This is a genomic window from Streptomyces sp. NBC_00086 (assembly GCF_026343255.1).
Classification (GTDB): domain Bacteria; phylum Actinomycetota; class Actinomycetes; order Streptomycetales; family Streptomycetaceae; genus Streptomyces.
The window spans coordinates 2,497,864-2,510,461 of sequence record NZ_JAPELZ010000001.1 but is presented as its reverse complement, the minus strand read 5'-3'; the positions used below and the strand labels follow the sequence as shown (position 1 = coordinate 2,510,461).

The following is a 12,598-nucleotide window of genomic DNA, read 5'->3' as shown; positions in this document are numbered from 1 at the left end:
GTGGGGACGAATCTCTGGTCCCCCAGCCTAGGCGCCGCCAGGGTGCACCGTATGACCACCGCCAACCAGGGCGCACCCGCCGCCGAGCCGCATCCCGTCCCGGGGGCGCCCGAGCGGACCCCCGCACCGGAACCCGTCGGATACCGGGCCGTCTTCCGGGTCGGGGAGTTCCGGCCGGTCTTCGCCGCGCACCTGCTGTCCGTGCTCGGCGTCGTCATCGCCGAGATCTCCCTCACCGTCCTCGTCTACCGCGCCACCGGCTCCCCCCTGATGAGCGCGCTCACCTTCGCCCTCGGCTTCCTCCCCTACGCCCTCGGCGGCACCCTGCTCGCGCCGCTCGCCGACCGGCTCCCCGCGCGCCGGGTGCTCGTCGGCTGCGACCTCGTCTGCGCGGCGTGCGCGGCGGCCATGGCCGCGCCGGGCACCCCGGTCGCGCTGCTCCTCGTACTGCGCTGCGCGATGGCCTTCGTCGCGCCGCTGTTCCAGGGCACCCGCAGCGCCTCCCTCGCCGACGTCCTCGGCGCCGGCGACGCGTACGTCCTGGGCCGCTCGCTGCTGCGCATGGTGGCCCAGAGCGCCCAGCTCATCGGCTTCGGGCTCGGCGGGCTGCTGCTCACCGTGCTGGCCCCGCGCGGGGCCATCCTCCTCACGGCCGCCGGTTTCCTCGGCTCCGCCCTCCTGCTGCGCCTGGGCACCCGGGCCCGGCCCGCCCGCAGCGCGGGCTCCGCAGGACGGGTCTCCCCGCTCGCCGGGCTGCGTGCCGTGCTGGGCCACCGCCGGCTGCGGGCCCTGACCCTGCTGTCCTGGCTGCCGCCGCTGTTCGTGGTCGTGCCCGAGGCACTGCTGACCCCGTACGCCACGGGCCTCGGCATCTCCACCGCCGGTCTGGGGCTGCTGATGTGCGCGATGCCGGCCGGAGCCATCGCCGGGGAGGTCTGGGCGGGCTCCGCGCTCACCGCCCGAACGCGTTCGCGGATCACGGCCCCGCTCGCGGCGCTCTCGCTGCTCCCGCTGCTCGCGTACGCCGTCCGGCCCGGCCTGCCGCTCCTGCTGGCCGTGCTCGTCCTGGCCGGGCTGGCCCACGCGTACACCCTCGGGCTCGACCAGTGGTACGTCGAGGCCGTGCCCGAGAAGCTGCGCGGCCGGGCGATGACCCTGCTCAGCACCGGTCTGATGACCCTTCAGGGCGTGGGCATGGCGCTCGCGGGCCTCGCGGCGGAATTCCTGCCCGTCCACGTGGTGGTGGCGTCGGCCGCGGTCCTGGGAACCGGGGTCGTCCTGCTGCTGCTCGCCGAGGTGCGCCGGACGGACGGGCCGAGGCGTGAGACGGATCCCGCTGCCAAATGACCGCCCGGTAGGGTCTGATGCGTGCCCAAGCCGCTCAGCCTTCCCTTCGACCCGATCGCCCGCGCCGACGAACTCTGGCAGCAACGCTGGGGGCCGGTCCCGTCGATGGCCGCGATCACCTCGATCATGAGGGCGCACCAGATCCTGCTCGGCGAGGTCGACGCGATCGTCAAGCCGTACGGTCTGACCTTCGCGCGCTACGAGGCGCTGGTGCTGCTGACCTTCTCCAAGGCCGGGGAACTGCCGATGTCGAAGATCGGCGAGCGGCTGATGGTGCACCCGACGTCGGTGACGAACACGGTGGACCGGCTGGTGAAGTCCGGCCTCGTCGCCCGGCGCCCGAACCCGAACGACGGGCGCGGCACCCTCGCGTCGATCACGGACAAGGGCCGCGAGGTGGTCGAGGCGGCCACGAAGGCGCTGATGGAGATCGACTTCGGGCTGGGCGCCTACGACGCCGAGGAATGCGCGGAGATCTTCGCGCTCCTGCGCCCGCTCCGGGTGGCCGCGGCCGACTTCGAGGAGAACTGACCGCCGCTGGTCCTGTGACCGGAAAGGTTCAAACCGTACCGGCCACGGCACCGGACGCGGGCGGAACCGCCCGCGTCAAGATCGTGCAAACCGGACGGTTAGGCTCGACGGCATGAAACGAAGCGTGCTGACCCGCTACCGCGTCATGGCCTACGTGACCGCGGTCATGCTCCTGATCCTCTGTGCCTGCATGGTGGCGAAGTACGGCTTCGACACCGGCGCCGACCTGACCTTCGCGGTCTCGCAGGCGCACGGTGTGCTGTTCATGGTCTACTTGGTGTTCGCCTTCGACCTGGGCTCCAAGGCCAAGTGGCCGTTCGGCAAGCTCCTGTGGGTCCTGCTCTCCGGCACGATCCCGCTCGCCGCGTTCTTCGTCGAGCGCAAGATCCGCGCCGAGGTCGAGCCCCTCATCGTGGGCGATCGGGCCGCCGCCCGCGCCTGACCCCGGCGCCTGACCTCAGCTGATCCATCCACCCCCGGGACGACTCCCCGGGGGTTGGCCATCGACATTTACTAGGACGTCCTAGTAAATTCATCGGTATGGACGCTGACGCCATTGAGGAAGGCCGCCGTCGCTGGCAGGCCCGGTACGACAAGGCCCGCAAGCGCGAGGCCGATTTCACCACGCTCTCCGGCGACCCCGTCGATCCCGTCTACGGACCCCGGCCCGGCGACTCGTACGAGGGCTTCGAGCGCATCGGGTGGCCGGGGGAGTACCCGTACACCCGGGGCCTGCACGCCACCGGCTACCGGGGGCGGACCTGGACCATCCGGCAGTTCGCCGGCTTCGGCAATGCCGAGCAGACCAACGAGCGCTACAAGATGATCCTGGCCGCCGGCGGCGGCGGGCTCTCCGTCGCCTTCGACATGCCGACCCTGATGGGGCGCGACTCCGACGACCCCCGCGCGCTCGGCGAGGTCGGCCACTGCGGGGTGGCCATCGACTCCGCCGCCGACATGGAGATCCTCTTCAAGGACATCCCGCTCGGCGACGTCACCACCTCCATGACGATCAGCGGCCCCGCCGTCCCCGCCTTCTGCATGTACCTGGTGGCCGCCGAACGCCAGGGCGTCGACCCGGCCGTCCTGAACGGGACGCTCCAGACCGACATCTTCAAGGAGTACATCGCCCAGAAGGAGTGGCTCTTCGAACCCGAGCCGCACCTGCGCCTCATCGGCGACCTCATGGAGTACTGCGCGAACGGCATCCCCGCCTACAAGCCGCTCTCCGTCTCCGGCTACCACATCCGCGAGGCCGGGGCCACGGCCGCGCAGGAGCTCGCGTACACCCTCGCCGACGGGTTCGGGTACGTGGAGCTCGGCCTCTCGCGCGGGCTGGACGTGGACCACTTCGCGTCCGGGCTCTCCTTCTTCTTCGACGCGCACCTCGACTTCTTCGAGGAGATCGCCAAGTTCCGCGCCGCCCGCCGGATCTGGGCCCGCTGGATGAAGGAGGTGTACGGGGCGAAGTCCGAGAAGACGATGTGGCTGCGCTTCCACACCCAGACGGCCGGGGTCTCCCTCACCGCCCAGCAGCCCTACAACAACGTCGTGCGCACCGCCGTGGAAGCCCTCGCGGCCGTCCTCGGCGGCACCAACTCGCTGCACACCAACGCCCTCGACGAGACCCTCGCGCTGCCGAGCGAGCAGGCCGCCGAGATCGCCCTGCGCACGCAGCAGGTGCTGATGGAGGAGACGGGCGTGGCGAACGTGGCCGACCCGCTGGGCGGCTCCTGGTACGTCGAGCAGCTCACCGACCGCATCGAGGCCGACGCCGAGAAGATCTTCGAGCAGATCAAGGAGCGCGGGCTGCGCGCCCACCCGAACGGGCAGCACCCGATCGGCCCGATTACCTCGGGCATCCTGCGGGGCATCGAGGACGGCTGGTTCACCGGGGAGATCGCCGAGTCGGCCTTCCAGTACCAGCGCTCCGTGGAGAAGGGCGACAAGCGCGTCGTGGGCGTCAACTGCCACCACGGCTCGGTCACCGGGGACCTGGAGATCCTGCGGGTCAGCCACGAGGTGGAGAAGGTGCAGGTCCGCGAGCTCGCCGAGCGCAAGGCCGGCCGCGACGACGCGAAGGTGACGCAGGCGCTGGACGCCATGCTGGCCGCCGCCCGCGACGGGTCGAACATGATCCCCGCGATGCTGGACGCGGTGCGCGCCGAAGCCACGATGGGCGAGATCTGCGACCTGCTGCGGGACGAGTGGGGCACGTACACGGAACCGCCGGGCTTCTGACGCCCCGTCGCGGGCCCGCCCCGGCCCGAAGGACACGCCCTAAGGTGGCGGCCATGACTGGCCGCCACCTTCCCGTTCCCGTGTACGGGGTGAGCGTCCGCGTGCTCATGCAGACCAACTGCGGGCCGTACGCGTACATCGCCGCCGACTTCGAGCCGCCCGGCCGGGACGGGCTGACGGAGGTCCTGAACGCCGTGCCGGAGCACCGCCGGCTGCCCGAGGTGTACGCGGCCTGCGTGCGGGCGGGCATCGTGCGCGGGCTCGACGGGGTGGCGGCCTCGGTGCTGCTCACCGACGCCCACGTCCACGAGGTGGACTCCTCGGAGTACGGCTACCGGCTCGCCGGGCTCGAAGCGGGCCGGGCGGCCCTGGTGGCCTCCGGGCTGCTGCCGCCGCAGGAGGCCGACAGCCTGCGCTGGGCCGACTGGCCGGGACGCCCGAGGCCCTGGCCGGGCCACAACCCGCGCTCGGAGGCGCTGATCGCTTCGGCGCCGGCCTGGTGCGAGGACTTCCTGCCCCTGTCGGACGGCGGCAGGCCCGCCGTGGTCACTCCGCCGGTGCGGGGCCGGAAGGGCCGGCGGCGGAACCCTGGAGGCCGTACATGAGCAGCGCCGTGAAGGTGGCCACCCACAGCTCGTCCACCGGCTCGGAGCTGACCAGCGCGCGGTGGACCACCGTGCCCGCGATCACGTCGAAGATCAGGTCCGTGGTGTGGGCGGCGAGGGACTCGTCCTCCTCGTAGGGGAGTTCTCCCCGGGCCTGCGCCCGTTCGCGCCCCAGTACGACGAGACGTTTCTGCCGGTCCACGATCGCCGACCGGATCCGGTCCCGCAGGGCCTCGTCCCGGGTGGACTCGGAGACGACCGCCATCAGGGCGGTACGGGCCTCCGGGCGCCGCAGCAGCGCCGCGAACTGGAGCACCACGTACTCGATGTCGGCTTCGAGCGAGCCCCGGTCGGGGAGTTCGAGGGAGTCGAAGAGCTCCGCGACGGCGTCCACGACCAGCTCGCTCTTGCCCGACCAGCGCCGGTAGAGGGTGGTCTTCGCGACCCCGGCCCGCACCGAGACGTCCCCCATCGTCAGCTTCGACCAGCCCAGCTCCACCAGTGCGTCCCGGGTCGCGGCAAGGATCGCGGCGTCCGCCGCGGCGCTGCGCGGGCGGCCGGTGCGGCCGGGCGGGCAGGAGGTGTCCGAGCTGGGGTTGCGCATGGCCGAGACCATACCCGCCGGTAGCAGAGGCGACCGGCCCCCCGGGCGTGTGCTTCAGATCACGGAGCGCGGGCGGGCCGGGGGAGTTACGCTACGACTCGTAGCGTAAGAGCGACAACCACGCGAAGAGCTACCGGCGCCAGGTGGGGACCCGGCGCCACAGCACGACAAGTAATGCGATCGGTTCGTTTCGGCCGATCTTTTTCGTCGGCGCGCGCACTCGGGGGAGGATGTACGCATGCAGCCCAGAAACATGTCCATGAGCGGCGTCGTCGACCTCGCCGCGGTGAAGGCGGCCGGTGAGGCCAAGGCCAAGGCCGAGCAGGCCCGCGCCGACGCGGCCCGGAAGGCCGCTCAGGGCGGTGCGCCCGAGCCCGCCGGGGCCGTTCCGCCGTCCGCGCTCGTCTTCGACACCGACGAGACCCGCTTCGAGAGCCACGTGGTCCCGCTCTCGGGCGAGGTTCCGGTCATCCTCGACTTCCGCGCCGAGGGCTTCGAGCAGGGGCAGGAGCTGAGCCTGCTGCTGGAGCGGCTCACCATCGAGGCGAACGGCCGCCTCGCGCTGGCCGCGCTCGATGTGGCGGCCAACCAGAACCTGATCCGCGAGTTCCGCATCCAGGCCCTCCCGGCGGTGTTCGCCGTGGTCGCCGGCCAGGCGATGCCTCTGTTCCAGGACTTCGCGTCCGAGGGCGAGGTCCGCGGGGTCCTGGCCCAGCTGGTCCAGATCGCCGAGGAGCGCTTCGGGGTCATCGGCGTCGCGGTGGACCCCGGCGCGGAGGGCGCCGCCCCGGGACCGGGCGCGGCGGAGGCGGAAGAGCCGGCCGGTCCGTACGACGCGCTGCTCGACGAGGCGATCGAGGCGCTGGACGCCGACGACCTGGACGGGGCGGTGCGCGCCTACAAGAACGTACTGGCGGCCGACCCCTCCAACACCGACGCCAAGCTGGGCCTCGCCCAGGCCGAGCTGTTCGTCCGGGTCAAGGACATGAACCCGCAGGCGGTGCGCGCCGCGGCGGCCGAGAACCCGAAGGACCCGGCGGCGCAGATCGCCGCGGCGGACCTGGATCTGGCCGGCGGTCACGTGGCGGACGCCTTCGGGCGGCTGGTGGACACCGTGAAGGTGACGTTCGGTGACGACCGGGACGCGGTGCGCGTGCGGCTGCTGGAGATGTTCGAAGTGGTCGGTCCGGACAGCCCGCTTGTCACCTCGGCGCGCACTGCGCTCGCCCGGGTGCTGTTCTAGACCGCCACAGGACCGACACACCACCGGCACACGCCGGAATTTGTTGACACGGAGATAAACAGCGGCCGCGCTTTGCCAAAACTTGGCAATCGCGGCCGCTGTTACTCGCAGTAAATCGAACCCCGTGAACTGTCCGGTGTGTTCACTCTTCCCCCGGTCTGTCGTGGCCCTGGGTGACACCCTGTGTTGCCGCCCGACAGGAGGGGGACTCCCTCAGGTTATCTGGCCGTTACCCGCCAGTAACGAACCCCCTTGTGCCCCGGCCGTGAATGGACCACGATCGGCGACGCTCGGTCCTTCCCGCAGAGCCGCTCATCCGGAGCCGCGGTGGAGGGTCCCCACCGGGCCGGCCGGTGGCAGTGGCACCGGCCGTGGGACAGGGGGGTCTCCGTCACATGGCGGGGCCTGTCCTCCAGGTTGCGCGAACGCGTGGCCAAGTGGTTGTCGCTCGGGGGTGAACGCCGGTGTACGGACGCGGCATTGCCGCGGCTCGGCCGCTCGCGCTCCTTCCCGAGGACGTAGCACTTCTCCCATCCCAGGACGGGCACCGCCCGGACCGGAGATGTACGTCCGAGAAGGAGGAACGAACATGATTTCCCAGATTCGTGGCGGGACCAGATGGAAGCGCTTCGCGCTCGTCATGGTGCCGAGCATCGCTGCCACGGCGGCGGTCGGAGTGGGTCTGGCGCAGGGTGCCCTCGCGGCGTCCTTCAGCGTCTCGGGCCAGGACTTCAAGGTTTCTGCCGACAAGCTCGACGGCAAGGACCTGATCCAGTACGGCGGCGTCGCCGAGGGCCACAACCTCGACGGCACGGCGGCGCACCACCCGGTCACCATCTCCGGGTTCAGCCACGCCGAGATCACCAACATGTGCCAGTCGCTGGTCACCCCGACGCCGCTCGGCAACATCACGCTGAAGCTGACGACGGGCACCAAGGCGGGCAAGCCCGCGGTGGCCGACAACATCTACCTGGATGTTGCGGAGCTCGACACCGACGCCGAGTTCACCAACCTGGACATCGGTGTCGCGGTCGGCGACGCGTCCCACAAGACCAAGCCGCAGGCCGGCACGGTCGCCAACAAGTACGCGTTCTCGCAGCGTGCGGACCGCGCGGTGCTGTCCAACGTGCGCCAGAAGGCGTGGGCGACGACGGCGGGCACCTTCAAGCTGCCCGACCTCAAGCTGCGCCTCCTCGGTGGCGACCAGCCCTGCTACTAGGACGAGAAGTAGTCGTTCCCGGTGCATAACCGGACGGGCGGGCGGTGTCGGCAGCCGTCGCCGTCGCCCGCCCGTCCGGGCTCCACATAGTTCTCAGTACCACCCGTTTCCAGGGAGCTGTTGTCCATGAACCCCCAGGCCCCGGTTTACGTGCGCGCCGAAGACGACGCCTGGCTTACCGCGGTGTACTACCGCTTCCACGCGTGGAGCGGTCACCGCCCCTTCTGGGCAGGTCTGTTCACGCTCCTCAGCGGTGCTCCGATCCTCTACTTCCCGTACGGGGACGTCCGTCTCGGCAACGTCACCCTCGCCATGGCGACGACGACCGGCGCCGGTTCGCTGATCATCGGTGTCCTCCTGGTCACGCTGGGGCTGACGCTCTGGTTCCAGCAGGGCGTACGGATCTTCGCGGGCGTCGCCTCGATCCTGCTCGGACTGGTGTCCATCCCGGTGTCGAACCTCGGCGGATTCGGTCTGGGCATCATCCTCGCCCTGACCGGCGGAGGCCTCGCGCTGTCGTGGGTGCCGGGCAAGCCGGCGGACGAGACCGACCTGAGGGACACCAGAGACCCGGCACACACCGTGAACCTGGGCAAGGCCGAGGCGATGGCGGGCCCCCACGGGGTCCCGGGACAGCGCGAAACGGAAACGACGGCATACGCGAGCGAGACGACTGCCCACGCCGATGGCGGGAGGAACAGTGCGGGGTGAACAAACGCAACGGGGCGAGGCTCCGGGTGCGGAGTCCCGTGAGAGGAAGGGCCCGCGCCACGCGGCGCCCAGGAAGTCGCTGCTGACCAAGATCCAGATACCCGTCGGCAAGACGATGGCGCTGGCCGCCATGCCGACCGCGGTCTTCGTCGGCATGAGCATGGCGCCGAAGCTGGCCGTGGCCGACGACAAGGACATCCCCTTCGCGCCCGGTCCGTGCGTGACGCGGTCCGACGAGCCCGCGGAGTCGGCTTCCCCGTCGCCGTCGAAGAAGCCTGCGAAGACCACCCCGTCCACGGCTCCGCAGACGACGCCCGCACCGGGCAAGTCGCCTACGGCGGTGCCTTCGCCGAGCGCGAGCCCGTCGGCGTCGCAGTCCGCCGCGAAGCCCGGCGTCATGCCGGCGGCGGTCCCTCCGGCCAAGACGACGAACCCGCTGGACCCGCTCGGTGTCGGCGAGGCGATCAAGGGTCTGGTCGACGAGCTCGGCAAGCCCCTCAGGGGTGCCACGGCGGCGCCGACCCCGACCCCGACCGCCACCGCGACCACCGCGCCGGACCCGGCGGCGGCCGCGATCCGCGATGCCGCCAAGACGGCAGGCGTCACGGTCTCGGAGCTCTCCGAGGAGGTCAAGGGCACCGCGACCACCCCCAAGGACGAGACGGGCAAGGCGAAGCCGAAGCCGGAAACGGCCACGGAGGGCGGCAAGAGCGGCAAGGGCAAGAACGGGAAGGAACCCTTCCCCTGCCCGACCTACGACGCCAAGGCCCTGGCCGCCGCCGAACTGGAGCAGGGCATCCCGCTGCTCCCGGACGAGCCCTGGTACCTGGACAGCTCGCTGCTGACCCTCTACGGCCTCGACTACGAGGGCATCGTCGAGGTGAAGACGGCGGGCGGCAAGACCAAGACCGTCCTGAAGTTCACGGCGGACTCGCTGGACATCAAGGACCTCTACCAGACGGTGGGCAAGGGCGCGCAGGTCGCCCACCTGAAGTCCCGTCCGGGCTCCACCTCGAAGATCCGCGGGGCCAAGGTGACGATGTACACCGAGAGCCTCAAGGGCAACCTCTTCGGGCTGATCCCGATCGAGTTCACGCCGAAGAGCCCGCCGCCCCTGAACGTCCCGTTCGCGTTCTTCACGAACGTCACGGTCGTCCAGGCCGGCCAGTTCGGCGGCACCCTGACCGTCCCGGGCCTCAAGAACTACATCGGCCCGGCGGAGTAGACGCGTACGGCCTCGCGCGGCCGCACGCACCGAGGGCGGCACCCGGATCCTCATCGGATCGGGGTGCCGCCCTCGGTCTCTGTGCGGCAGAGTCTTACGTGTGGAGCGGTGCGGCGGTGCGAGATCAGTCGCGGGCGCCGCTGCCCAGGTGGTGGACCCGGACCATGTTGGTCGTGCCCGGGACGCCGGGGGGCGAGCCGGCGGTGATGATCATGGTGTCGCCCTTGTTGTACCGCTTGAGCTTGAGCATCTCCACGTCCACCAGGTCGACCATGGAGTCAGTGTTGTCCACGTGCGGGACGACGTAGGACTCGACGCCCCAGCTCAGCGTGAGCTGGTTGCGGGTGCCCTCGTCGGTGGTGAAGGCCAGGATCGGCTGGTTCGTGCGGTAACGCGACAGGCGGCGGGCGGTGTCACCGGAGTGGGTGAAGGCGACCAGGGCCTTGCCGTCCAGGAAGTCCGCGATCTCGCAGGCCGCGCGGGCGACGGAGCCGCCCTGGGTACGGGGCTTCTTGCCCGGGACCAGCGGCTGCAGGCCCTTGGACAGGAGCTCCTCCTCGGCCGCCTCGACGATCCTCGACATCGTCTTGACGGTCTCGATCGGGTAGGCGCCGACCGAGGACTCGGCGGACAGCATGACCGCGTCCGCACCGTCGAGGATCGCGTTGGCGACGTCGGAGGCCTCCGCGCGCGTCGGGCGCGAGTTGGTGATCATCGACTCCATCATCTGGGTCGCGACGATCACCGGCTTGGCGTTGCGGCGGCACATCTCCACGAGGCGCTTCTGCACCATCGGGACCTTTTCGAGCGGGTACTCGACGGCGAGGTCGCCACGGGCGACCATGACCGCGTCGAAGGCCGCGACGACGCCCTCCATGTTGGCGACGGCCTGCGGCTTCTCGACCTTGGCGATGACGGGGACCCGGCGGCCCTCCTCGTCCATGACCTTGTGGACGTCCTTGACGTCGTTGGCGTCACGCACGAAGGAGAGGGCGACCATGTCGCAGCCCATCCGCAGCGCGAAGCGCAGGTCGTCGATGTCCTTTTCCGACAGGGCGGGGACGTTGACGGCGGCACCCGGCAGGTTGATGCCCTTGTGGTCCGAGATGACACCGCCCTCGATGACGATGGTCTTGACCCGGGGGCCCTCGACCTCGGTCACCCGGAGCTCGACGTTGCCGTCGTTGATCAGGACCTGGTCGCCCTTGGAGACGTCGCCCGGCAGACCCTTGTAGGTCGTGCCGCAGATCGACTTGTCACCCGGGACGTCTTCGGTGGTGATGGTGAACTCGTCACCGCGGACGAGCTCGACGGGACCCTCGGCGAAGGTCTCCAGGCGGATCTTCGGGCCCTGGAGGTCGGCGAGGACGCCGACGGCACGCCCGGTGTCCTCGGAGACCTTCCGGACGCGGTCGTACCGCTCCTGGTGTTCTGCCTGGGAGCCGTGGCTGAAGTTGAATCGGGCCACGTTCATACCGGCCTCTACGAGAGCTTTCAGCTGCTCGTAAGAGTCGACGGCGGGGCCCAGCGTGCAGACGATTTTGGAACGGCGCATGGAGCGGATCCTATCGGTTTGTTTCGTAGCGGAATATTCCGTCTGGCGGAAAGTCCAAAGTGACTACCGGGTAACCAGCGCGTACGTCTGGCTGGCGATCTCCAGTTCCTCGTCCGTCGGGACCACGGCCACGGCCACCCGGGCGTATTCCGCGGACACCAGGCGCGGCTCGGAGGACCGTACCGAGTTCGCCTCCAGGTCGAGCGCCAGGCCCAGTTCGGCCAGACCGGCCAGGGCCATCTCCCGGATGTCGGAGGAGTTCTCGCCCACGCCCGCGGTGAAGGCCACCGCGTCCACCCGGCCGAGTACCGCCGAGTAGGCGCCGATGTACTTCTTCAGACGGTGGATGTACGAGGCCAGCGCCAGCCGGGCGGAGGCGTCGCCCTCCGCCGCCCGCCGCTGGACCTCGCGCATGTCGTTGTCGCCGCACAGACCCAGCAGACCGCTCTTCTTGTTGAGCAGCGAGTCGATCTCGTCGATGGACATGCCCCCGACCCGGGCCAGGTGGAAGACGACGGCCGGGTCCAGATCGCCCGAGCGGGTGCCCATGACCAGGCCCTCCAGCGGGGTCAGCCCCATGGAGGTCTCCACGCACACCCCGCCGTGCACGGCCGAGGCCGAGGCGCCGTTGCCCAGGTGGAGCACGATCACGTTCACGTCCTCCTCGGCCTTGCCGAGGAGGCGGGCCGTGGCCCGGGCGACGTAGGCGTGCGAGGTGCCGTGGAACCCGTACCGCCGGATGGAGTACTTGTCGGCCGTCGCGGCGTCGATCGCGTACCGCGCCACGTGCTCCGGCATGGTCGAGTGGAAGGCCGTGTCGAAGACGGCGACCTGCGGCAGGTCGGGGCGCAGCTCCCGCGCCACCTCGATGCCGGTCACGTTCGCCGGGTTGTGCAGCGGGGCGAGCGGGATCAGGGCGCGGATCTCGGCCAGGACCGCGTCGTCGATCAGCGTCGGGTGCGTGAACTTCGTCCCGCCGTGCACCACCCGGTGGCCCACGGCCGCCAGCTCGGGCGAGTCCAGGCCCAGCCCGTCGGCGGCGAGCTCCGCCGCGACGGCCCGCAGCGCCGCCCCGTGGTCGGCGATCGGACCGTTCGTCACGCGCTTGCCGCCCGCGGCCCCCGGCCCGGTCAGCGGCTCGTGACTGAGCCGGGAGGTCTCCTCGCCGATGCGCTCCACCAGGCCGACCGCCAGGCGGGAGGAGTCCGCCATGTCGAGCAGCTGGTACTTCACCGACGAGGAGCCGGAGTTGAGGACGAGTACGCGCGATGCGGTCACGGTGAGGGTCTTTCCTTTGCGGTGGGGTCTCGGTGGGGG

12 protein-coding genes are annotated in these 12,598 nt (G+C 70.6%); 9 read left to right on the top strand and 3 right to left on the bottom strand.

Annotated elements, in window-relative coordinates; genetic code table 11:
• Window positions 1-51 precede the first annotated feature (51 nt).
• The 5 genes from OG276_RS10910 to OG276_RS10890 all read left to right on the top strand — a co-directional run bounded on the left by OG276_RS10910 (window position 52) and on the right by OG276_RS10890 (window position 4,724).
• Complete coding sequence (locus tag OG276_RS10910) at window positions 52-1,347, top strand: MFS transporter (protein WP_266904364.1); 1,296 nt, start codon at window positions 52-54, stop codon at window positions 1,345-1,347.
• A 21-nt stretch (window positions 1,348-1,368) separates the two neighbouring features.
• Complete coding sequence (locus OG276_RS10905; RefSeq protein ID WP_266904362.1) at window positions 1,369-1,878, top strand: MarR family winged helix-turn-helix transcriptional regulator; 510 nt, start codon at window positions 1,369-1,371, stop codon at window positions 1,876-1,878.
• 112 nt (window positions 1,879-1,990) lie between these two features.
• Window positions 1,991-2,320 (top strand): DUF3817 domain-containing protein, encoded by a 330-nt coding sequence (locus OG276_RS10900; RefSeq protein WP_266904360.1) that lies wholly within the window; start codon window positions 1,991-1,993, stop codon window positions 2,318-2,320.
• Between the two features lie 98 nt (window positions 2,321-2,418).
• Window positions 2,419-4,119 (top strand): methylmalonyl-CoA mutase, encoded by a 1,701-nt coding sequence (locus tag OG276_RS10895; RefSeq protein ID WP_266904358.1) that lies wholly within the window; start codon window positions 2,419-2,421, stop codon window positions 4,117-4,119.
• A gap of 53 nt (window positions 4,120-4,172) precedes the next feature.
• Window positions 4,173-4,724, top strand: a complete 552-nt coding sequence (locus tag OG276_RS10890) for a hypothetical protein (protein WP_266904356.1) — start codon at window positions 4,173-4,175, stop codon at window positions 4,722-4,724.
• Here the strand turns inward: OG276_RS10890 and OG276_RS10885 are convergent.
• Window positions 4,666-5,328: a TetR/AcrR family transcriptional regulator gene (locus tag OG276_RS10885; protein ID WP_266904354.1), complete on the bottom strand. Its 663-nt coding sequence runs from the start codon at window positions 5,326-5,328 to the stop codon at window positions 4,666-4,668. The genes OG276_RS10890 and OG276_RS10885 overlap by 59 nt on opposite strands.
• 238 nt (window positions 5,329-5,566) lie before the next feature.
• On the opposite strand from OG276_RS10885, the gene OG276_RS10880 reads away from it, so the two are divergent.
• The 4 genes from OG276_RS10880 (at window position 5,567) to OG276_RS10865 (ending at window position 9,726) form a co-directional block, all read left to right on the top strand.
• Entirely contained in the window at window positions 5,567-6,571 is a 1,005-nt protein-coding gene (locus tag OG276_RS10880; RefSeq protein WP_266904352.1) for a tetratricopeptide repeat protein, read from the top strand.
• A 589-nt stretch (window positions 6,572-7,160) separates the two neighbouring features.
• Window positions 7,161-7,790 carry a DUF6230 family protein gene (locus OG276_RS10875; protein WP_266904350.1) on the top strand — a complete coding sequence of 210 codons (630 nt, stop codon included), beginning with the start codon at window positions 7,161-7,163 and terminating at the stop codon, window positions 7,788-7,790.
• Window positions 7,791-7,916: 126 nt separating this feature from the next.
• Window positions 7,917-8,501: a DUF6114 domain-containing protein gene (locus OG276_RS10870; RefSeq protein ID WP_266904348.1), complete on the top strand. Its 585-nt coding sequence runs from the start codon at window positions 7,917-7,919 to the stop codon at window positions 8,499-8,501.
• Window positions 8,491-9,726, top strand: coding sequence for a hypothetical protein (locus tag OG276_RS10865; protein WP_266904346.1), 1,236 nt, complete (start codon window positions 8,491-8,493; stop codon window positions 9,724-9,726). Before OG276_RS10870 ends, OG276_RS10865 begins: the two co-directional genes overlap by 11 nt.
• Before the next feature lie 124 nt (window positions 9,727-9,850).
• On the opposite strand, the gene pyk is transcribed toward OG276_RS10865, so the two are convergent.
• On the bottom strand, window positions 9,851-11,281 hold the full coding sequence (pyk, locus tag OG276_RS10860; protein ID WP_266904344.1) for a pyruvate kinase: 1,431 nt from the start codon (window positions 11,279-11,281) through the stop codon (window positions 9,851-9,853).
• A gap of 63 nt (window positions 11,282-11,344) precedes the next feature.
• Window positions 11,345-12,559, bottom strand: coding sequence for an acetate/propionate family kinase (locus OG276_RS10855; protein ID WP_266904342.1), 1,215 nt, complete (start codon window positions 12,557-12,559; stop codon window positions 11,345-11,347).
• Window positions 12,560-12,598 lie beyond the last annotated feature (39 nt).

Coding starts and splice junctions, on each gene's coding strand:
- OG276_RS10890 (WP_266904356.1), top strand. CDS start 4,173: ATGACTGGCCGCCACCTTCCCGTTCCCGTGTACGGGGTGAGCGTCCGC.
- OG276_RS10880 (WP_266904352.1), top strand. CDS start 5,567: ATGCAGCCCAGAAACATGTCCATGAGCGGCGTCGTCGACCTCGCCGCG.
- OG276_RS10900 (WP_266904360.1), top strand. CDS start 1,991: ATGAAACGAAGCGTGCTGACCCGCTACCGCGTCATGGCCTACGTGACC.
- OG276_RS10910 (WP_266904364.1), top strand. CDS start 52: ATGACCACCGCCAACCAGGGCGCACCCGCCGCCGAGCCGCATCCCGTC.
- OG276_RS10885 (WP_266904354.1), bottom strand. CDS start 5,328: ATGCGCAACCCCAGCTCGGACACCTCCTGCCCGCCCGGCCGCACCGGC.
- OG276_RS10875 (WP_266904350.1), top strand. CDS start 7,161: ATGATTTCCCAGATTCGTGGCGGGACCAGATGGAAGCGCTTCGCGCTC.
- OG276_RS10870 (WP_266904348.1), top strand. CDS start 7,917: ATGAACCCCCAGGCCCCGGTTTACGTGCGCGCCGAAGACGACGCCTGG.
- OG276_RS10895 (WP_266904358.1), top strand. CDS start 2,419: ATGGACGCTGACGCCATTGAGGAAGGCCGCCGTCGCTGGCAGGCCCGG.
- pyk (WP_266904344.1), bottom strand. CDS start 11,281: ATGCGCCGTTCCAAAATCGTCTGCACGCTGGGCCCCGCCGTCGACTCT.